At 71.7% G+C, this 19,022-nt stretch carries 17 protein-coding genes; 5 read left to right on the top strand and 12 right to left on the bottom strand.

Annotated elements, in window-relative coordinates; translation table 11 throughout:
* Positions 1-293 precede the first annotated feature (293 nt).
* Positions 294-440: a hypothetical protein gene (locus tag GSY69_RS02035; protein WP_160952234.1), complete on the top strand. Its 147-nt coding sequence runs from the start codon at positions 294-296 to the stop codon at positions 438-440.
* A gap of 9 nt (positions 441-449) precedes the next feature.
* Positions 450-1,514 (top strand): HNH endonuclease signature motif containing protein, encoded by a 1,065-nt coding sequence (locus GSY69_RS15085; protein ID WP_160952233.1) that lies wholly within the window; start codon positions 450-452, stop codon positions 1,512-1,514.
* Between the two features lie 340 nt (positions 1,515-1,854).
* On the opposite strand, the gene GSY69_RS02025 is transcribed toward GSY69_RS15085, so the two are convergent.
* The 7 genes from GSY69_RS02025 to GSY69_RS01995 all read right to left on the bottom strand — a co-directional run bounded on the left by GSY69_RS02025 (position 1,855) and on the right by GSY69_RS01995 (position 8,811).
* Positions 1,855-3,150: an adenylosuccinate synthase gene (locus tag GSY69_RS02025; protein WP_160952232.1), complete on the bottom strand. Its 1,296-nt coding sequence runs from the start codon at positions 3,148-3,150 to the stop codon at positions 1,855-1,857.
* Positions 3,151-3,346: 196 nt separating this feature from the next.
* Positions 3,347-3,811 (bottom strand): DUF3151 domain-containing protein, encoded by a 465-nt coding sequence (locus tag GSY69_RS02020; protein WP_160952231.1) that lies wholly within the window; start codon positions 3,809-3,811, stop codon positions 3,347-3,349.
* Between the two features lie 84 nt (positions 3,812-3,895).
* Positions 3,896-4,702 carry a hypothetical protein gene (locus tag GSY69_RS02015; protein WP_160952230.1) on the bottom strand — a complete coding sequence of 269 codons (807 nt, stop codon included), beginning with the start codon at positions 4,700-4,702 and terminating at the stop codon, positions 3,896-3,898.
* Positions 4,699-5,703 carry a glycosyltransferase family 2 protein gene (locus GSY69_RS02010; RefSeq protein ID WP_160952277.1) on the bottom strand — a complete coding sequence of 335 codons (1,005 nt, stop codon included), beginning with the start codon at positions 5,701-5,703 and terminating at the stop codon, positions 4,699-4,701. The genes GSY69_RS02015 and GSY69_RS02010 overlap by 4 nt, the downstream gene beginning before the upstream one ends.
* A 119-nt stretch (positions 5,704-5,822) precedes the next feature.
* Positions 5,823-6,644: an ABC transporter ATP-binding protein gene (locus GSY69_RS02005; RefSeq protein ID WP_160952229.1), complete on the bottom strand. Its 822-nt coding sequence runs from the start codon at positions 6,642-6,644 to the stop codon at positions 5,823-5,825.
* Entirely contained in the window at positions 6,628-7,476 is an 849-nt protein-coding gene (locus GSY69_RS02000) for an ABC transporter permease (protein WP_160952228.1), read from the bottom strand. Before GSY69_RS02000 ends, GSY69_RS02005 begins: the two co-directional genes overlap by 17 nt.
* Before the next feature lie 78 nt (positions 7,477-7,554).
* A complete protein-coding gene (locus tag GSY69_RS01995; RefSeq protein WP_160952227.1) occupies positions 7,555-8,811 on the bottom strand; it encodes an FAD-dependent oxidoreductase in 1,257 nt (418 codons plus the stop codon).
* 95 nt (positions 8,812-8,906) lie between these two features.
* Between GSY69_RS01995 and GSY69_RS01990 the strand changes: the two genes are divergently transcribed.
* A complete protein-coding gene (locus tag GSY69_RS01990; RefSeq protein WP_160952226.1) occupies positions 8,907-9,488 on the top strand; it encodes an arsenate reductase/protein-tyrosine-phosphatase family protein in 582 nt (193 codons plus the stop codon).
* A 21-nt stretch (positions 9,489-9,509) separates the two neighbouring features.
* On the opposite strand, the gene GSY69_RS01985 is transcribed toward GSY69_RS01990, so the two are convergent.
* From GSY69_RS01985 to fbaA, 5 genes are all read right to left on the bottom strand, one after another.
* On the bottom strand, positions 9,510-11,255 hold the full coding sequence (locus GSY69_RS01985; protein ID WP_160952225.1) for a dipeptide ABC transporter ATP-binding protein: 1,746 nt from the start codon (positions 11,253-11,255) through the stop codon (positions 9,510-9,512).
* A 1-nt stretch (position 11,256) separates the two neighbouring features.
* Complete coding sequence (locus GSY69_RS01980) at positions 11,257-12,315, bottom strand: ABC transporter permease (protein WP_160952224.1); 1,059 nt, start codon at positions 12,313-12,315, stop codon at positions 11,257-11,259.
* Positions 12,315-13,400: an ABC transporter permease gene (locus tag GSY69_RS01975; RefSeq protein WP_160952223.1), complete on the bottom strand. Its 1,086-nt coding sequence runs from the start codon at positions 13,398-13,400 to the stop codon at positions 12,315-12,317. Before GSY69_RS01975 ends, GSY69_RS01980 begins: the two co-directional genes overlap by 1 nt.
* A 169-nt stretch (positions 13,401-13,569) precedes the next feature.
* On the bottom strand, positions 13,570-15,207 hold the full coding sequence (locus tag GSY69_RS01970) for an ABC transporter substrate-binding protein (protein ID WP_160952222.1): 1,638 nt from the start codon (positions 15,205-15,207) through the stop codon (positions 13,570-13,572).
* Between the two features lie 275 nt (positions 15,208-15,482).
* Positions 15,483-16,505 carry a class II fructose-bisphosphate aldolase gene (fbaA, locus tag GSY69_RS01965; protein ID WP_160952221.1) on the bottom strand — a complete coding sequence of 341 codons (1,023 nt, stop codon included), beginning with the start codon at positions 16,503-16,505 and terminating at the stop codon, positions 15,483-15,485.
* A 137-nt stretch (positions 16,506-16,642) separates the two neighbouring features.
* Between fbaA and GSY69_RS01960 the strand changes: the two genes are divergently transcribed.
* Both GSY69_RS01960 and GSY69_RS01955 read left to right on the top strand, forming a co-directional pair.
* Positions 16,643-17,959 carry an MFS transporter gene (locus tag GSY69_RS01960; protein ID WP_160952220.1) on the top strand — a complete coding sequence of 439 codons (1,317 nt, stop codon included), beginning with the start codon at positions 16,643-16,645 and terminating at the stop codon, positions 17,957-17,959.
* A 44-nt stretch (positions 17,960-18,003) separates the two neighbouring features.
* A complete protein-coding gene (locus tag GSY69_RS01955) occupies positions 18,004-18,927 on the top strand; it encodes a PfkB family carbohydrate kinase (RefSeq protein ID WP_160952219.1) in 924 nt (307 codons plus the stop codon).
* Positions 18,928-19,022: the final 95 nt, after the last annotated feature.

The following is a 19,022-nucleotide window of genomic DNA, read 5'->3' as shown; positions in this document are numbered from 1 at the left end:
ACCGATCGCGATGAGGCGGTCGCGGCCTCGCGAGTTCCATCAACCTCCTCGAGGACGCGCAGCTCGGCCGTGCACACGCCCTCTGCCGCCATCTCACGACCGCGTACCTGCGCCACAATGCCCCGCTCACGGCCCGCGACCCCGAAGCCCATATCCCCGCCGATTACACACAGCTGCTGGGCGCACTGCCGGAGATCGTCTGGATCGAGCTGGCGTCGGCTCTCGACGTCACCATCTTCCGTGCCCACACGATCGCGGGCCGGGCCTTTGGCGTGACGGCAACCATGCCTCTCGTGCACGCACTGACCGTGGAGCACCGGCTCGGCTTCACCCGGCTCGAATACGCCAGCGGCAAGACCGCGACGCTGCCCCTCGGACTGCGCGGCGAGTTCGATGCACTCGTCAGCGACCTCGACGCCGCATGGGAGTGGAAGCGCTGAAAGAAGGCCGTGGACGACATCTTCGCCGCCCTGCTGCCGCCCGAGGACGCGCTCGACGATGCCCAGCGCAACCGCCGCGTGCGGTTCTGGAACAACGGAGACGGCACCGGCTGTTTGCAGTACACCGGCCCGATCGCGGATGTGACCGCGGCTTGGCGGCGCTCAACGGCATGGGCACACGCCATCGCGCTGTCGCACGCATCGCTGTTCACCGACCCTGAGACCGGGCGCCGGTTGGATCACGCGACCGCCTTCGACGAGGAGCGCTCGATCGATCAGCTGCGCTTCGACCTCGGCCTCTTCACCATCCCGACGCTGCCCCTCGAGGTCCTCGCAGCAGACGGCAGCCGGCGCTCACTCCAGCTCCAGATGCCGACGGCACGCGGCTGGCTGCGCCGACAGGCCGCCGTGTGCGTCACCATCCCATTCCTCTCTCTCATTGGGGAGTCCGAGCTGCCGGGCCACTTCGACGACGCCTCCCCCGTCTCGGCTGCGGATGCCCGGCGGATCGCCGCCTGCGCCCCCTCGATGCGGCGCCTGCTCACCGACCCCGCCACCGGGCGAGTAATCGAAGCGCTCGCCCGCACGTACGCGATCCCGCAGGCCCTGCGGACCACCGTCAACGCGAGATGGGTCTGGTGCACGGTGCCCGGCTGCTCGCGGCGCGCAACAAGCAGCGACACGGACCACATCACCCCGTTCAACCGCAGCGATCCCGCTCGGGGCGGCCCCACTCAGCTCGACAATCTCCACCCGCTCTGCCGCAGGCACCACCTGCACAAGACCAATGGGCTCTTCGCGGTCGAACGCGTGGGCGACGAGCCGGATGGCTCGGTCCGCTGGACATTCCCCGCGCCCCTCGTCGGCCCCGTTGACGCACCCTGTTCCCACATCGACATCGAGCATGCCCGCCGCGTGGCGCAGCTGTGCCGCGGTCGCTCCGAGGAGGCCGGTCGCCCATCCCGGCGAGGTTTCAGAACGGTCGTCCCAGATGATCCCTCGCGCTTATTAGCGGCCAACGGCGCAGAACCACACGAACCCGCGATCGAGGAAGACGATCCACCGCCGTTCTGACATGTTCCATTCCATTCATGGACTGCAACACCGCACTTCCCCCTCGTCGCTTTACTACCTCGAGAGTGGATGACGGGTGCACACAGGACAGCGGAGCGATTGTCTGCAGCGGGCCAACAACGGCTGGCTACGGTGGTGAGGCCCACACACCGTCTCCCGACTCCGACTGCGCACCGTGGACACCCGAAACCGCTCCCCCGCCGTTCTGACCAGCCTCGTTCTCCTCGACCAGCGTTCCGCAGGGCCGCCCAAAACTCCACGCTCCGTACCCGCCCCCACCAGCCCCCGAGCCCACAGCCGGGGCACCCCCGGGTACCGCCGGCGTCAGTCGAGGCCGGCCTCAGTCGAGCAGGTCGTGGCGCACGATGGACTGCTCGCGGTCGGGCCCCACGCCGATGACGGACATCCGGCAGCCCGAGACCGCCTCGAGCGCCAGCACGTAGTTCTGCGCGTTGACGGGCAGATCCTCGAACGTGCGGGCGGCGGAGATGTCCTCGGTCCAACCGGGGAACTCCTCGTAGATGGGCTTCGCGTGGTGGAAGTCCGACTGGCTCATGGGCAGCTCGTCGAAGCGCACCCCGTCGACGTCGTAGGCCACGCACACCGGAATCGACTCGATGCCGGTGAGCACGTCGAGCTTGGTCAGCACGTAGTCGGTGAACCCGTTGACGCGCGCGGCATAGCGGGCCACGACCGCGTCGTACCAGCCGCAGCGGCGCGGGCGGCCGGTGTTCACGCCGAACTCCCCGCCGGTCCTCTGCAGCCGCTCCCCCATCTCGTCGAACAGCTCCGTGGGGAACGGGCCCGCGCCCACGCGCGTCGTGTACGCCTTGACGATCCCCACGACGCGGCTGATCCGCGTCGGGCCGATCCCCGCCCCGATGCACGCGCCGCCCGCGGACGGATTGGACGAGGTGACGAACGGGTACGTCCCGTGGTCGACGTCGAGCATGGTCGCCTGGCCGCCCTCCATGACGACGACCTCGCCGGCATCGAGCGCCTCGTTGAGCAGCAGCGAGGTGTCGGCCACCATGGGCCGCAGGCGCTCGGCGAACTGGAGGAAGTACTCGACGGTCTCCTCGACCTCCGCTTCGCGCCGGTTGTAGACCTTGATGAGCAGCTCGTTCTTCTGCCGCAGCGCGCCCTCGACCTTCTGGCGCAGAATCGACTCGTCGAAGATGTCCTGCACGCGGATGCCCAGGCGGGCCGCCTTGTCGGAATAGGCGGGCCCGATCCCCCGGCCCGTCGTGCCGATCGCGCGCTTGCCGAGGAACCGCTCGGTCACCTTGTCGAGGACCTGGTGGTAGGGCGCCACGAGGTGCGCGTTGGCGGACACGCGCAGCTTCGAGGTGTCCGCGCCGCGGGCCTCGAGCGCGTCGATCTCCTCGAACAGCGCCTCGAGGTTGACCACGACGCCGTTGCCGATGACGGGGGTGACGTTCGGGGACAGGATGCCCGCGGGCAGCAGCTTGAGCTCGTACTTCTCCCCGCCCACCACCACGGTGTGGCCGGCGTTGTTGCCCCCGTTGGGCTTGACGACGTAGTCGACGCGGGTGCCGAGGATGTCGGTCGTCTTCCCCTTGCCCTCATCGCCCCACTGGGCGCCGACGACGATGCTGCTGGCATGGGACCTCATCACTAGCGGTGCTGCGGCGGATGCGCACCCGCCGCACGAACCCCTCGATCCTATCGCGGCAGCCGTCCCGTCAGCTCAACCCTGCCCGTCAGCTCTGCCCGGCCCGTCAGCTCTGCCCGTCCCGTCTGCTTCACCCGTCCCGTCAGCTCCGCCCGTCCCGTCTGCTTCACCCGTCCCGTCAGCTCCGCCCGGCCCGTCAGCTCTGCCCGGCCGCGATCGCATCGAGGGCCGCGGGATCGGACTCGCGCAGGAACTTCTCGATCCGCTGCGCCTCCTCGCCCTCGCCGATCGCCGCCGAGGCGCGGCCGAGCGCGTAGAGCGCGCGCAGGAATCCGCGGTTGACCTCGTGCTCGTAGGGAATCGGGCCGGCCCCGCGCCATCCCGCCGCGCGCAGCGCGTCGAGGCCGCGGTGGTAGCCCACTCGGGCATAGGCGTAGGAGTCCACGCGGCGGCCCTCGTCGAAAGCCTCGTCGGCCAGCAGCGCCCAGGCCAGCGAGCTGCCGGGCAGGTCGTGGGCGACGTCGAGGGGCTCCTCGCCGCCGTCCAGGCGCCGCCGCGCCTCCACATCGGGATGGTCGGCGGGCAGGTACGTGGGCTGGGGGCCCAGCTGGCTCGCGTCGAGGTTGCCGATGCGCTGGGGTCCGCCGATGCTCTGGCTCATGGTCGTCCTTCCTGTCATGGGCCCCGTCGCGGGTCCCGTCGCGGGTGTCTGCCTGGAACGATAGCCCGCCGGGCAGGCGTGGGCTCAGCCGGTCTGCACAGCCGCCGGCGCCACGGCGTAGGGGTTCGCGGTCAGGGCGCCCACGACCCCGCGGTCGGCGAGCCCGCTGAGCTCGTCCTTCGACCCGGCGCCCGTGACCCACACGGAGACGTCCGAGTGCAGCCACGCGTCCAGGTCCTTCGCATCGTGGGCGACGGCGGCCATCGTGATGCCCTCCGCGTGCAGGCGCTGCGCACCCACCGCGGCCGGGCCCGTGTAGAGGCCGGCGAGGCCCTTGTTCGCGGCGGCCTTGAGCACGGAGACCTCCGCCGAGCGGATGATGACGGAGTCTTTGGCGCCGTGGCCCTCCACCGCGCCGGCCACCGCGTCGAGGGTGCGGGCGTCGTCGACCTGGGGCACGAAGACCGTGTCGTCGCCGTACTCGTCCAGGGCGGCCTCCCAGGTCATGGGCGTCCCGGAGCCGCTGCCGTCCTTCGGCCCGGGCACCGAGGCGCGCTGGAAGTCGGCGGTCGAGGTCTGGTCGAGCGGCTTGGCAAGGCCGAGCGCCCGCTGCGCGGTCCGGGCGTCGGCGAGGACCACCGTGCCATCCGCGTCGAGGGCCGTGTCCACGGCCGGGAGGTAGCCGAACTTCACGTTCTCCCCGATCGCCTCCTTGGAGTTCGCGGGGTAGACATCGGAGCCGGCGCCCAGCGCGGCCACGGCGGGGTGCTGCAGGCTGTCGACGGTCAGCCGCTGCTTGGGCGCCAGCAGGCTCCACGCCACCACCGCGATCACCGCCACCACGGCGATCGCTCCCGCGAGCAGCGGGGCGTTGAAGCTCCGGCGGCTCATCGGCTGCGGTCCGCCGTGGTGCCGGCGCCCCGCAGCAGCCCGCGCAGGAAGCCCGCTCCCCAGCACAGGTGCATGGTGGGCAGGATCGCGAGGTACCACGCGCGCTCCCGCAGGCCGAGGTCCCGGGCCCGCGCGACCTCGGCGAGCAGGCCCAGCACGTAGCCGGCCGGCGCGACATAGACGAGCGAGGTGAAGCGGCGCAGGAACTTCGGCCAGCGGCGGGTGGTGCCGCTGAGCTGGGCGAGCGCCTCGAGCCCGGCGGCGGCGAGCCCGAGCACCAGCAGGGGCGGGGCGAAGTAGCGCAGGGAGTTCTTCGCACCGTGGCGGCGGATGAGCTCGGCGCGCCAGATGCCGGTGGCGCGGAACTGCTGGGCGATCTTCTTCCAGCTGGTGCGCGGCCAGTAGGTGACCTGCAGGTGCGGGTCGAACCAGATGCGCCCGCCGGCCTCGCGGATGCGCAGGTTGAGCTCCCAGTCCTGGCCGCGGCGCAGCGTGGGGTCGAACCCGCCCAGCTCGTCGAAGACCTCGCGGCGGAAGACGCCCAGGTAGGCGCTCTCGGCCTCCTGGGCGGCGTCCCCGGAGTGGTAGGCCGGCCCGCCCAGGCCCACGGGCGACATGTAGGCGCGGGCCGCCGCGCGCTGGAACGGGGTCCGGCCCCGGGCCACCATGAGCCCGCCGACATTGGCGGCGCGGGTGGTGCGCAGCACCTCGACGCCGGCGGCGGCATAGTCGGGGGTGAGCTCGGAGTGGGCGTCCACGCGGATGATGACGGGGTGGCGGGTGCGGGCCACGGCGAGGTTGAGCCCGGTGGGCGTGTCGCCCGCCGGGTTGTCGACCACGACAATGCGCGGGTCGTCGGCGGCCAGCGCGCGGGCGATCTCGTTCGTGCCGTCCTCGGAGGGGCCCAGTGCGAGGACCACCTCGCGCTGGCCCTCGTAGTCCTGCGCGAGGATCGTCGCGACGGCGGCGGAGAGGCTGTCCTCCTCGTTGAGCACCGGCATGATGAACGAGACCCCGGGCAGGGCCGCCAGCTCCGGCAGCGCCTCGGGGGCCAGCGCACTGCCCGACCGCCGCCGGGACCGGCTCTCAGACCGGCTCTCAACCCGGGTCTCGGACCGGCTCACTTGTGCTTCTCGTATTCGTCGACGACGTCGTCGGTGGCGCCGTCGGCGCGCATGTCGCCCTTCTCGATCCAGATCGTGCGGTTGCACGTGTCGCGGATCGAGCGCATCGAGTGGGAGACGAGGAAGACGGTGCCCGCCTTCTCGCGGATGCCGCGGATGCGCGCCTCGGACTTCTTCTGGAACTCGCGGTCGCCCACGGACAGCGCCTCGTCGACGATGAGGATCTCGTAGTCCTTGGCGGTGGCGATCGCGAACTTCAGGCGCGCGGACATCCCGGAGGAGTACGTGCGCATGGGCATGTCGATGAAGTCCTTGAGGCCCGTGAACTCGACGATCTCGTCGTACTTCGCCTCGATCTCCGTCCGGGTCATGCCCATGGCCAGGCCGCCCAGGATGATGTTCTGGCTGCCGGAGAGGTCGTTGATGAGCGCGGCTCCCACGCCCAGCAGGTTGGGCCGGCTCGTGGCGAACACGGCGCCGCGGGTGGGCGGGATGAGGCCCGTGATGGTCTTCATGAGCGTGGACTTGCCGGAGCCGTTCGTGCCGATGATGCCGATCGACTCGTTGGCACGGGCGACGAACGAGACGCCCTTGAGGGCGTGCACCGACTTCATCGTGCGCTTGCGCTGGAGCAGGCCCTTCGCGGTGCCGCCGTTGACGCGCTTGCCGGTGGCCAGCGTCTTGAACTCGATGTGGACGTCGTCGCAGACGACGACGGGCTGGCTCTCCGCGGGCCGGTTGGGATGGTCCTCGACCGCAGGGCCGGTCTCCTCCGGGCCCGTCTCCGCGGAGCGGGCGGGCTCAGCTGTCTCGGCCATAGCGCTCCTCGGCCTGCCAGAAGTACACGATGCCCGCGACGATGAGGACGACGGCCCAGATCGCGAGCTTCCACCAGTAGTCCACGGGCACGGTGTAGCCCGGCAGCAGCAGCCCGCGGGCGATCGTGAGGACCTCGATGAGGGGGTGCCAGTCGATGATGCCGCGGATCGTCGGGTAGTTCTCCACCATCCTGTGCGGATCGAAGAACACGCCGGAGGTGTAGAAGACCATCCGCGAGATGAAGGGGATGAACTGGCTGAGGTCGCGGAAGTGCACGGTGAGGCGGGCGAAGATGAGCCCCACGCCCTGGTTGAAGATCCAGAACAGGATGACCATGGGGATGAGCAGCAGCCACTCGAGCGAGGGCCGCGCCCCGCCGAACAGCGTGATGACGATCATGAGCACGAGCGTGGGCAGGAAGTTCAGGAGGTTCTGCGTGACGGTCGCGATCGGCAGCACCATGCGCGGGAACGGCAGCGACTGGACGAGCGAGGCGTTCGTCACGATCGACTTGGCGCCTGCGTTCATCGAGGTGTTGAAGAACTCCATGCAGAAGACGCCCACCACAACGAAGGGCACGAAGTTATGCGGCCGCGCGCCCGCCAGCACCAGGCCGAACACCAGGGCGTAGACCCCGGCGGAGAGCGTGGGGCGCAGGAGCACCCACAGCATCCCCAGCCGGTTGCGCTCGTTCTCGCTCTGGATGCGGTAGCGCGCCAGCAGGAAGGTGAAGTCCCGGCGCTGCCAGACCTGTTTGAGGTAGGCGAGGAGGGGAGGCCTGGCTCCGACTCGGCCCAGATTGTTCTGGGCTGCGATTTCGGACAGAGTCATGAACGCAAGAATACTTCCGGTCGGTGCCGTGGACACGGCAATCCTATGCGACGCGGGCCGCGCGGGGCCGCAGACGCCCTAGCCTCGGTGCGCCCTGGCCCACTGGCGCAGGTCGAACCCCTCCCGTGCCGCCTCCCCGCGGGTGAGCTGCGCCCGGCCCTCTCCCGCACCGCCCTCGAGGCGGGCGGCGAGCACCCGGCGCGCCGCGGTGTGCGCCGGCGGCGGTCCGAGCGTCTCCGCGCCTACGAGCTCGGCGTCGTCGCCCCGGGACTCGAAGAGCAGCGCCTGCCCCCGTCCCACCGAAAGGTCGCCGACGATCACCGCGTCCGGGTCCGCGGAGCTGGCCGGCATCCCCGCGGTGAACACGCGCACGGGCCCCTGGAATGACCAGTGCCAGGGCACGTCGGTCCAGGCGGCCACGGCCTCGCCAGCACCAGGCTCGTCGGGGCCTGGCTCGTCACCGCCGCCGAGGCGCGGGTCGGCCAGCCGTGCACCCAGCCAGGCGCCCTGGGACAGTGCCACGGACTCGGCTGCCGTGGGCGGATAGCCGGCCATGGGGCCGCGCAGCACGTGCGCGGCATCGCCGATCGCGTACGCGCGCCCGCCCGCGCCAATGATGCGCAGCCAGGCGTCCACTTCGGCGAAGCCGCGAACATCGGACTGCCACCCCTGGGGCAGCGGGGGCAGCGCCGGCTCCGCGCCCACCGCCGCCAGCCACAGCGGGTGTGCGGCCGGGGCCGGCTCCGGATCGTAGGGCGCGAAGCGCACACCGGCCGCGGCGTGGAGGTCGCGTACGGCGCGGGCGGTGTGCGGGTGCAGCCCCGGCAGCGGGAGGGCGCCGCGCAGGTGCACGGTGGGGGTCAGCCCGGCATCCGCGGCGCCGCGGGCAGCCTCGAGCGCCAGGAAGCCGGAGCCCAGGATGCCGAGTTCGCGCCCGGGCGCCTGTGCGCGGAGGCCGCGGGCGGCCTCGGCGTCGGAGACCAGGTGCGCGCCGCGCAGCGCGGGCGGGGCCGGGCGGGGCCGCAGCCCCGTCGCGAGCACGAGCGTGCCGTAGGGAACGGCGGTGCCGTCGGCGAGGTGCACGGCGTCCTCGGCGATGCGCTCCACGGTCCCCGCAAGCGCCTCGATGCCGGGCAGCTCGCGGGGGTGGGGCCGGAGGTCGAGGTCGTCTGCGAACAAAGACTTCGACAGTGGCGGCAGCTCCGCGGGCTCCGGGCGCGCGTCGATGAGCACGGCGCGCCCGCCCGCCGCGCTCAGGGCCTGGGCGCACGCCGTTCCGGCGGCTCCCCCGCCCACGATGACGATGCCGCCGCGCGCATCAGTGCTCTCGGCCATCGCGTCAGTAGTCTCCGCCATCGCGCTCTCCCCTCTGCCTGCTCCCAACGTACCGCCACGCCTGCGCGCGAGGGCGGGGCTGGGAGAATCGCGCCATGAGCACTCACCGCGCCAGCACCGCCACTCCCGCCAGCGCCGACGCCTCCGCCGTGGTCTTCGTCTGCACGGGCAACACGTGCCGCTCGCCGCTGGCGGAACGGCTCGCCGCGCACCTGGACCCGTCCACGGCGTTCTCCTCGGCGGGCACCCACACGATCGTCGGACAGCCCATGGACCCCGGCATGGCCGCGCAGCTCACGCGGCTCGGCGGCGACCCCGCGGGCTTCGCTGGCCGGCTCCTCGACGAGGGGATCGCCGCGCGGGCTCGGCTGCTCGTGGGCCTCACCCGGTCCCACTTCGACCTCATCACGGGCGCGTTTCCCGAGGCAGCGGGCAGGACCGTCGTGCTCAAGCCCTACGCGCGCCTCGCGGCGGCGGGCGCGGTGGCACCCTGGGAGGCGCCCAGCCTCGAGGTCCTGCGCGGCGCCGCGGGCCGGCCGGCGATCACCGGCACGGCCGACGACGACATCGCCGACCCCTACCGGCTGGGCTGGGAGGAGGCGGCCCGCGCCGCGGACGAGATCGACGCGGCGCTGCGGATGATCGTGGGCGCGCCGGGCGAACCGGCCGGCGCCTAGCGTGCGCCGGCCCGCAGCCGCTTAGCGCGCGCCGGCGCGCAGTTCCCGGGCGACCTCGCGCCGGGCCGCCTGCTCGACCGGGTCCGGGACCGGCAGCGAGGCGATGAGCCGGCGGGTGTAGTCGTGCCGGGGGCTGCCGAGCACCTGCGGGCCCGTCCCGGACTCCAGCAGCTCGCCGCGGTAGAGCACGCCGATCCGGTCGGAGAGCATGTCGACGACCGCCAGGTCGTGGCTGATGAAGAGGGCCGCGTAGTGGAAGCGCTCCTGGAGCTCCCGGAACAGGTCGAGCACGCGCGCCTGCACGGAGACGTCGAGCGCGGACGTGGGCTCGTCGGCCACGAGCAGCTCCGGATCCAGGCTGATGCCGCGGGCCAGGGAGGCGCGCTGGCGCTGGCCGCCGGACAGCTCATGAGGGTAGCGCGCGGCGTAGTCGCCGGGCAGCTGGACGGCGTCGAGGAGCTCATCGACCTTGCGCCGGCGGTCGGCGGCGGAGATGTCCGCCCGGTGAACGGCCAGTGGCTCGGCGATGCACTCGCCGATCGACAGGTGCGGGTTGAACGAGGCAGCGGGGTCCTGGAAGACGAAGCCGATCCGCTTGCGCAGGGGCCGGAAGCCCCTCTCCTTGAACCCGACCATCTCGTGGTCGAAGACGCGCAGCGAGCCGCCGGTGGCGCGCGTGAGGCCCGCGATCGCGCGCCCGATCGTCGTCTTGCCCGAACCCGATTCGCCCACGAGGCCGTAGACCTCGCCCGGGCGGATGTCGAAGCTCACGCCGCCCACCGCCTGGAAGTCCTTCTTGCCGAAGCCGCCGGGGTAGACGATCTCGAGGCCCTCGGCGACGACGAGCGGTGCGGCATCGGGGCGCGCGGGCTCGGCGGGCGCCTCGGGTGCGGTCTGGACCCGCGCCTCGGGCGCGGTGGTGGCAGGGGCGGTGGTGGAGGCGATGTCCGCGCTCGCCAGGCGCGGGACCGCGGCGAGCAGGCTGCGGGTGTACTCGTGGCGCGGGCTGGCGAACAGGTCGCGCACCCCTGCCGTCTCCACGAGGTCGCCGCGGTACATGACGGCCACGCGGTCGGCGAGGTCGGCGACGACGCCCATGTTGTGCGTGATGAGCACGATCGCGGTGTCGAAGTCGTCGCGCAGCTCGCGCAGCAGGTCGAGGATCTCCGCCTGCACGGTGACGTCGAGCGCGGTCGTGGGCTCGTCGGCCACGATGAGCTTGGCGCCCAGGGCGAGTGCCATGGCGATGACGATGCGCTGCTTCTGGCCCCCGGAGAACTGGTGGGGGTAGTAGTCGTAGCGCTCGGCGGCGTCGGGGATGCCCACCTTCTCCATCGCCTCGACGGCGCGCGCCCGCAGCTCCTTGCGGCCCAGCTTGGGATTGTGGGCGCGCAGGCCCTCCGCGATCTGCCAGCCCACGGTGTAGACCGGGTTCAGTGCGGTGGAGGGCTCCTGGAAGACCATCGCGGCATCCGAACCGCGCAGCCGGCGCAGGGCCGCCGGCCCCGCGGTGAGCACCGAGCCGCCCGCGAGCACGACGGCCCCGTCGACCACCGCGGTGTCCGGCAGCAGGCCCAGGATCGAGCGGGCCGTCACGGACTTGCCGGAGCCGGACTCCCCCACGATCGCGAGCACCTCGCCCGGCGAGACCGCGATGCTCAGGTCGTTGACCGCATGGACCTCGCCCGCGTCCGTGGAGAAGGTGACGTCGAGGTCGTCGATGGTGAGCAGGGGCGCCTGCTGTGCGGCTGACTTCTCTTCTGCCATCTCAGGCCTCCTTCGCTGCGGTGCGGCCGGTCCGGGCGCGCTGGGCCCGGGCACGGCGGGAGCGGCGCGGCTTCTTGCGCAGCCGCAGGCGCGGATCGTTGAGGTCGTTCATCGACTCGCCCACGAGCGTGATGCCGAGGACGGTGAGCACGATCGCCAGACCCGGGAACAGGGCCGTCCACCAGATCCCGGAGGTCACGTCGGACAGCGCCTTGTTGAGGTCGAAGCCCCATTCGGCTGCGGACGTGGGCTCGATGCCGAAGCCCAGGAAGCCCAGGGCCGCGAGCGTGAGGATCGCCTCCGAGGCGTTGAGGGTGAAGATGAGCGGGATGTTGCGGGTGGCGTTGCGGTAGATGTGGCGGGCGATGATGCGCGGCTTGGACACGCCGATCACCTGCGCGGACTCCACGAAGGGCTCCGCCTTCAGGCGCACCGCCTCCGCCCGCACGACGCGGAAGTACTGCGGGACGAACACGACCGTGATCGAGATCGCCGCGGCCATGACGCCGCCCACCACCTTCGACTGCCCGCCGGAGATGACGATCGTCATGACGATGGCCAGCAGCAGCGAGGGGAACGCGTAGATCGCGTCCGCGACCACCACGAGGATCCGGTCGAGCCAGCCGCCCAGGTACCCGGACACGAGCCCCAGGACGACGCCGATGATGAGCGAGATCGTCACGGCCACGACGATGACGAACACGGCCGTCCGGGTGCCCCACACCACGCGGGAGAAGACGTCGAAGCCGCCCACCGTGGTGCCCCAGAGGTGGGCGGCGCTGGGCGCCTGCTGGGTGCCGAAGTCCCCGTTCGCGTCATTCATCTGCGCGAACCCGTAGGGGGCGATGAGCGGGGCGAAGAGGGCGCACAGGAGGATGAGCGCGCAGATCACGAGGCCGCCCAGCAGCATGCCGCGCTGCAGGCCCACGGCCTGGCGGACGTGGCGGACGATCGGCAGGCGGCGCAGCGGGGACTCGCCTGCGCGCTTGGCCGCACCGGGCAGCGGCGCGGGGCCCGCGGCGCCTGGGCCGGTGGGCTGGACGGGGGCAGCGGTGCTCATCAGTACCTCACTCGCGGGTCGATGAAGGCGACGATGATGTCGACGATGAAGTTCGTCACCGCCACGATGACGGCGAGCATGACGACGATGCCCTGCACCGCCACGAAGTCGCGCGCCTGGATGTACTGGTAGAGCTGGAAGCCCAGCCCCTTCCACTCGAACGTCGTCTCCGTGAGCACGGCCCCGGCCAGCGACAGCGCGATCTGCATGCCCATGACCGTGATGATGGGGATGAGGGCCGGGCGGTAGGCGTGCTTCGTGACGAGCCGGAACTCGGAGACGCCGCGGGAGCGGGCGGATTCGACGTACTGCGAGCCCAGCGTGCCGATGAGGTTGGTGCGCACGAGCCGCAGGAACGTGCCGGCCGTGATGAGCCCCAGCGCGATCGCGGGCAGCACCGCGTGGCGCAGCACGTCGCCGGCGGCGGACATGCTGCCGATCCGCAGCGAGTCCAGCAGGTAGAGGTGCGTGGGGTTGATGACGCCGCCCAGCAGCAGCTCGGTGGCGGTGTTCGCACGGCCGGCCACCGGCAGGATGGGCCACAGGATGCCGAAGACGAGCTTGAGCAGCAGGCCGATGAAGAACACGGGCGTGGCGTAGGCGAGGATCGCGAGGATGCGCAGCACCGCATCGGGCCAGCGGTCGCGGAACTTCGCGGCGACCATGCCGAACGGGATGCCCACCGCGAACGCGACGACCAGGGAGAAGAGCACGAGCTCGAGGGTGGCGCTGCCGTAGTCCGCCAGCACCTTCGTCACCTGCTGGTGGTCGGAGACCGTGGTGCCGAAGTCGCCGGTGAGCAGCCGGCCCATGTACTCGAAGTACTGGACGATCAGCGGCCGGTCGTAGCCCGCGTCGTGCACGCGCTGGGCGAGCTGGTCCTGCGTGAGCCGGCCGCCCTGGGAGGCCGTGATGGGGTCGCCCGTGATCCGCATGAGGAAGAACACGAGGGTGGTGAGGATCCACACCGTGGGGATGATGAGGAGGAACCGGACGAGGATGTAGCGGCCCAGCCCGGAGGGGGATCTGGGGCTCTTCTTCACGGGTCCCGCCGCGAGCTCGGGGACCTCGACGCTTGCTGTCATACCGTCGCAATCTGCTGGTGGGCGGCCTGCCGGTGGCGGCTGCCAGGTGGGCGGCCTGCCGGCGGGCGGCCTGGTGGGGGCCGTCGGCGGCCGGGGCACGGAGCGGGGCCCGGAGGGGTGTCCTCCGGGCCCCGGCCCGCTCAGCGCCGTGCGGCGCTGGGAGTGGGCATCACTTGCTCAGCATCGCCAGGCGGAACTGGAACGAGGGGTCGAGGGTCTCGTCGATGCCCTGGACGTCCTTGTTCGCGATCGCGATCTGGTTGCCCTGGAGCAGCGGCAGGGTGGGCAGCTGCTTGGCCAGCTCGTCCTGGATCGTGCCCAGCGCCTGCTCGCGCTTGCCGGAGTCCGCGATCGACGCCTGGTCGGTCAGCTGCTTGTTGATCTTCTCGTCGCGGAAGTGGTTGGCGAGGAAGCTCTGGGTGTCCTTCGTGTCGTAGAAGAACGGCACCAGGTAGTTGTCCGCGTCCGAGTAGTCCGGGAACCAGCCCAGCTGGTAGACCGGGTAGTTGTCCGCGGTGCGGTCCTTCGAGTACTGCACCCACTCGGTGGACTGCAGGTCCACCTTGAACAGGCCGGTCTTCTCCAGCTGGTCCTTGACCTTCGCGTACTCATCGCCGGAGGACGGGCCGTAGTGGTCCGGGTTGTACTGCAGCTTGATGTCGACGGGCGCGGTGACGCCGGCGTCCTCGAGGGCCTTCTTCGCCTTCTCCGCATCGGCACCGCCGTCGCCGTTGCCGTAGGCGCCCTTGAGCGCCTGGTTGGCACCGGGCAGGCCGTCCGGGACGAAGCTGTAGAGCGGGGTGTACGTGTCCTTGTAGACGTCCTTGGCGATCGCCGAGCGGTCCACGGAGTCCGCCATCGCCTGGCGGATCGCCAGCGCCTTCTTGGGGTCCGGGGAGCTGGACTTGGCGCCGTAGGGCATCGTGTCGAAGTTGAAGACGATGTAGCGGATCTCGCCGCCGGGGCCCTTGTGCACGGAGAGCTTGTCGTCCTTGCCGAGGTCCTCGATGTCCGTGGCGGACAGGGAGCGCCAGGCCACGTCGATCGAGCCCTGCTGCAGGTCGAGCTTCATGTTGTTGGCGTCCGAGTAGTACTTCATCTGGACGCTGTCCGTCTTCGCCTTCTCCAGCGGTCCCTTGTAGTCCGGGTTCGCGGCGTAGGAGACGAGCTTGTTGAGGTCGTACGAGTCGATCTGGTACGGCCCGCCGAACGCCTCGGCCTTGACGATCTCGTCGTCCTTCGTCACCTTCGTCGGGGAGAACGCCTCCTCGTCGACGATGGGCCCGGCCGGGCCGGCGAGCACGAGCGGGAACGTCTGGTCGTTCGGGCGGCTGAGCTCGAACTGGACGGTCTGGTCATCCGGGGTCTTCACGGACTTCAGCGAGCCCAGCAGCGAGGAGGGGCCGTTGGGGTCGGCGATCTTCTTCTGCCGGTCGAAGCTGAACTTCACGTCCGACGAGGTCAGCTCGTGGCCGTTGGCGAACTTCAGGTCCTTCTTGAGCTTGACCTCGTAGGTCGTGGGGTTGGTGAAGTCCGCGCTCTCCGCGATGTCCGGCTGCGTCTCCGCGGTGCCCGGCTTGTAGGAGGTGAGGAAGGGGAAGACCTGCTGCATGACGAGGAACGATCCGTTGTCATACGAGCCGGCCGGGTCGAGGGAGGTGACCTTGTCCGTCGTGCCGACGGTCAGCGGCCCGCCGGAGCCGGAGTCGCCGTCCTTCTGCGTGGTCGAGGACGAGCAGCCCGACAGCACGAGGGCCGTCGCGCTCAGGGCCGCGGCTGCGGCGACGATGGTGGGCTTGAGTGCCATGGTGGGGGTGACTCGCTTTCGTCCGTGCGCTGCGGGAGCGTGCGCGGTAATGGAGGAAAGATTAAGCCAGCTCACAGCGTGTGACCTATCCCTCGTGCGCGGGACCGGACATCGAGACCGAATCGACACACAAATCCGGACGGGTGCCCCGGCCCGCCCCGGAGCCGGGTGCCCGGCCCACCCGGCTCCGGGGGCCGACTCGACTACGGAACCACCCCGGCGACGGGGGCCACCCCGCCGCCGAGGCGCGGGCCGGCCCCCGCTCCGGCCTCGGCTCAGCCCTCGCTCTGGCCCGCGGAGCCCAGGCGCTGGCAGGCCTCGACGATGCGCTGGGCCATGCCCGCCTCGGCGGCCTTGCCCCAGGCGCGCGGGTCGTAGGCCTTCTTGTTGCCCACCTCGCCGTCGACCTTGAGGACCCCGTCGTAGTCGCGGAACATGTGGTCGGCCACGGGGCGGGTGAACGCGTACTGCGTGTCCGTGTCGATGTTCATCTTGATGACGCCGTAGGACACGGCCGCCGCGATCTCGTCGGCCGTCGAACCGGAGCCGCCGTGGAAGACGAGGTCGAACGGGCGCTCGCGGCCCACCTTCGCGCCCACCTCGTCCTGGATCTCCTGGAGGATCTCCGGGCGCAGCTTCACGTGGCCCGGCTTGTAGGAGCCGTGGACGTTGCCGAACGTCAGGGCCGTCATGTAGCGGCCCTTCTCCCCCAGGCCCAGCTTCTCCACCGTCGCCAGGCCGTCGGCCGCGGTCGTGTAGAGCTTGTCGTTGATCTCGCCGGTGACGCCGTCCTCCTCGCCGCCCACGGCGCCCACCTCGATCTCGAGGATCTGCTTGGCGGCGTGGGTGAGCTCGAGGAGCTCGGCGGCGATGTCGAGGTTCGCCGGCACCTCGATCGCGGAGCCGTCCCACATGTGCGAGTTGAACAGCGGGTCCTCGCCGCGCTCCACGCGCTCGCGGCTGAGCGCGATGAGGGGCTTGACCCAGTCCTCGACCTTGTCCTGCTGCGCGTGGTCGGTGTGCAGCCCCACCGTGACGGGGTAGTTCTGCGCGACCGTGCGGGCGAATTCGGCCAGCGCCACGGACCCGGTGATGCGGTCCTTGACGGTGGAGCCGGAGGCATATTCGGCGCCGCCGAACGAGAGCTGGAGGATGCCGTCCGAGCCGGCCTCGGCGAAGCCGCGCAGGGCCGCGTTGATCGTCTGGGACGAGGTCACGTTGATGGCGGGGTAGGCGAAGCCGCGCTCCTTGGCGCGGTCGATCATCTGGGCGTACTGCTCCGGGCTTGCGACGGGCATGGCTCTCCTTCGACGGCCTGTGGCCCCCGGCTGCGCGGCGCTTGGGTCCGCCGCGCGGCGGGCGCGGGGTTCGTGCCTCCCATACTTCCATCACCGCTGGTGGCGCGCCAGCCCGCGCGAGCCCATAGAGTGCCCCTATGACAGAGGCGTCCGCACTGCCGCGCACCCGCCGGCGCACCATCATGGCGTGGGCGCTGTGGGACTGGGGCGGCTCCGCGTACTCCGCGGTCGTCGTCACGTTCGTCTTCGCGCCCTACCTCACCTCCGCGGTCGCGGCGGACAAGGACGCCGGGGCCGCCCAGCTGGGCTGGACGATGGGGATCGCCGGCGCACTCGTGGCCATCGTGGCCCCGGCGGCGGGCACTCGGGCGGACGCCGGCGGCCATCACCGCCGCTGGCTGGCCATCAACACGGGCCTCGTCGTGGCGTGCGTGCTGTGCATGTTCTTCATCCGCGACGAGCCGGCCTTCCTGTGGCCCGGCCTCGTCCTGCTGGGCGCGGCGAGCATCTTCTACACCCTCGCGGAGGTCTCCTACAACGGCCTGCTCACCCGCATCGCCACCCCCGCCAACACCGGCCGGATCTCCGGGCTGGGCTGGGGCCTGGGCTACCTGGGCGGCCTGGCGATGCTCGTGTTCGCCCTCTTCGCCTTCATCCGCCCGGAGGTGGGGCTCTTCGGCGCGGTGGACGCCGGCGGGCTGCGCTACCGGATCGTCGCCGCGGCCTCCGGTGCGTGGTTCCTGCTCTTCGCGCTGCCCATCGTCTTCCTGGCCCCCAGGGACCGCAGCGCGCCCACCGCGCCCGAGGCGGGGGCCCGGATCCGCTCGCGTGCCGGGCTCGGCTCATGGCTGGAGAGCTTCCGGCTCGTCGTCGAGCGGATCGTCGCCCTGTGGCGCGAGGACCGGCCCACGCTCATGTTCTTCGCCGCCGCGGCCGTCTACCGCGACGGCCTCACGACGATCTTCTCCGTGGCCGGCGTGCTGGCGGCCGGCTCGTACGGGTTCTCCGCCTCCCAGGTCATCTACTTGGGCGTCGCGGCGAACCTCGTGGCCGGGCTGGGCTGCCTGGCCTCGGGCTGGTTCGACGACCGGTTCGGCCCGCGTGCGGTCATCCTCACCGGCCTCGTGTGCCTCATCGCCGGCGGCCTGCCCATCGCCTTCGGCGACTCCCAGGCGCTGTTCTGGGTGTGCGCCATGTGGCTGTGCCTGTTCGTCGGGCCGGTCAACGCGTCCTCCCGGTCGTACCTGGCCCGCATCACCCCGCCCGAGCGCGCCGGGGAGGACTTCGGGCTCTACGCGACGACCGGGCGCGCGGTCAGCTTCCTGGGGCCCACGTGCTTCGCGCTGTTCATCACCCTCTTCGGCTTCCAGCGCGCCGGGGCGCTGGGGATCGTGCTCGTCCTGGCCGCCGGCCTCGTGCTCATGCGGTGGGTGCCGCGGGCGGGCGCGCGGTGAGCCCGGCCGGGCGCCCCGGGCCGGGGGCGGGGGACAATCGGGCCATGGATCCCCGCTTCCTCGTCATCGGCGAGGCGCTCATCGACATCGTCGAGACCGCCGACGGCGCGCGCGCCGAGCACCCCGGGGGCAGCCCCGCCAACGTCGCGCTCGGGCTCGGGCGCCTGGGCCACCGCGTCGAGCTCGCGTGCGCGCTCGGCGCCGATGTCCGCGCCGAGCGCATCGCCGCGCACCTGGCCGCAAGCGGCGTGGGGCTGGGCGCCTCGCTCGGGGCGATCGCGCGGACCTCGACCGCGCACGCCCGCCTGAATGCCGCCGGCGCCGCGGACTACGCGTTCGACCTCGAATGGCGCTTCGACGCAGTCGCAGCGCCGGCCGCCGACCACCTCCACACCGGCTCGCTGGCCGCCCAGCTCGCACCGGGGGCCGACGCGGTGCTCGCGCTCCTGCGCGCCCGCAGGGACGCAGCCTCCATCAGCTTCGACCCGAACATCCGCCCGGACCTGCTGGCCGACCGCGCGGCGGCCCGCGCGCGGTGCGAGGAGATCGTCGCACTGGCCGACGTCGTCAAGGCCAGCGACGAGGACCTCGCCCACCTCTACCCGGGCGTGCCCGTCGACCGGGCGCTGGCCGACTGGGCCGGCAGGGGCCCGGTGCTGGCGATCGCCACGCTGGGCGCCCGCGGGGCGCTCGCGTGCCTGCCGGGCGGTGAGCCCACTGCGCTGCCGGCGCGGCCCGTGGCGGTCGCGGACACCGTGGGCGCCGGGGACTCGTTCATGGCCGGGCTGCTCTCCGGCCTCGCCGACGCCGGCCTGCTGGGAGTGGGGGGCGGCGGGCTCCGGAAGCCGGCGGGCGCCTCGGCGGCGGGCGCGTTCACGGCGGCGCTCGGGCGGGCCACCGTGTGCGCGGCCCTCACCGTTGCCCGGGCGGGAGCGGACCTGCCCACCCGGTCCCAGCTGCCCGGCTGAGCGCCGCTGGGAACGGGCGCGCAGGCCGGGGCCGCGGCTGTTTCCCCTTACCGCCCGTACGCTCTACACTCGGAATGAACCCTTCACTGAACGAA

Source organism: Brevibacterium rongguiense (genome assembly GCF_009857845.1).
Lineage (GTDB): Bacteria > Actinomycetota > Actinomycetes > Actinomycetales > Brevibacteriaceae > Brevibacterium > Brevibacterium rongguiense.
The sequence above is the reverse complement of the archived record's forward strand: the minus strand, read 5'-3'. Positions and strand labels throughout refer to the sequence as shown.

Coding starts and splice junctions, on each gene's coding strand:
- GSY69_RS02015 (WP_160952230.1), bottom strand. CDS start 4,702: ATGAGCCGCCGGAGCTTCAACGCCCCGCTGCTCGCGGGAGCGATCGCC.
- GSY69_RS01985 (WP_160952225.1), bottom strand. CDS start 11,255: ATGGCAGAAGAGAAGTCAGCCGCACAGCAGGCGCCCCTGCTCACCATC.
- GSY69_RS02005 (WP_160952229.1), bottom strand. CDS start 6,644: ATGGCCGAGACAGCTGAGCCCGCCCGCTCCGCGGAGACGGGCCCGGAG.
- fbaA (WP_160952221.1), bottom strand. CDS start 16,505: ATGCCCGTCGCAAGCCCGGAGCAGTACGCCCAGATGATCGACCGCGCC.
- GSY69_RS02025 (WP_160952232.1), bottom strand. CDS start 3,150: ATGAGGTCCCATGCCAGCAGCATCGTCGTCGGCGCCCAGTGGGGCGAT.
- GSY69_RS01955 (WP_160952219.1), top strand. CDS start 18,004: ATGGATCCCCGCTTCCTCGTCATCGGCGAGGCGCTCATCGACATCGTC.
- GSY69_RS01995 (WP_160952227.1), bottom strand. CDS start 8,811: ATGGCCGAGAGCACTGATGCGCGCGGCGGCATCGTCATCGTGGGCGGG.
- GSY69_RS01990 (WP_160952226.1), top strand. CDS start 8,907: ATGAGCACTCACCGCGCCAGCACCGCCACTCCCGCCAGCGCCGACGCC.
- GSY69_RS02020 (WP_160952231.1), bottom strand. CDS start 3,811: ATGAGCCAGAGCATCGGCGGACCCCAGCGCATCGGCAACCTCGACGCG.
- GSY69_RS01980 (WP_160952224.1), bottom strand. CDS start 12,315: ATGAGCACCGCTGCCCCCGTCCAGCCCACCGGCCCAGGCGCCGCGGGC.
- GSY69_RS02000 (WP_160952228.1), bottom strand. CDS start 7,476: ATGACTCTGTCCGAAATCGCAGCCCAGAACAATCTGGGCCGAGTCGGA.
- GSY69_RS01960 (WP_160952220.1), top strand. CDS start 16,643: ATGACAGAGGCGTCCGCACTGCCGCGCACCCGCCGGCGCACCATCATG.
- GSY69_RS02010 (WP_160952277.1), bottom strand. CDS start 5,703: ATGCCGGTGCTCAACGAGGAGGACAGCCTCTCCGCCGCCGTCGCGACG.
- GSY69_RS01975 (WP_160952223.1), bottom strand. CDS start 13,400: ATGACAGCAAGCGTCGAGGTCCCCGAGCTCGCGGCGGGACCCGTGAAG.
- GSY69_RS01970 (WP_160952222.1), bottom strand. CDS start 15,207: ATGGCACTCAAGCCCACCATCGTCGCCGCAGCCGCGGCCCTGAGCGCG.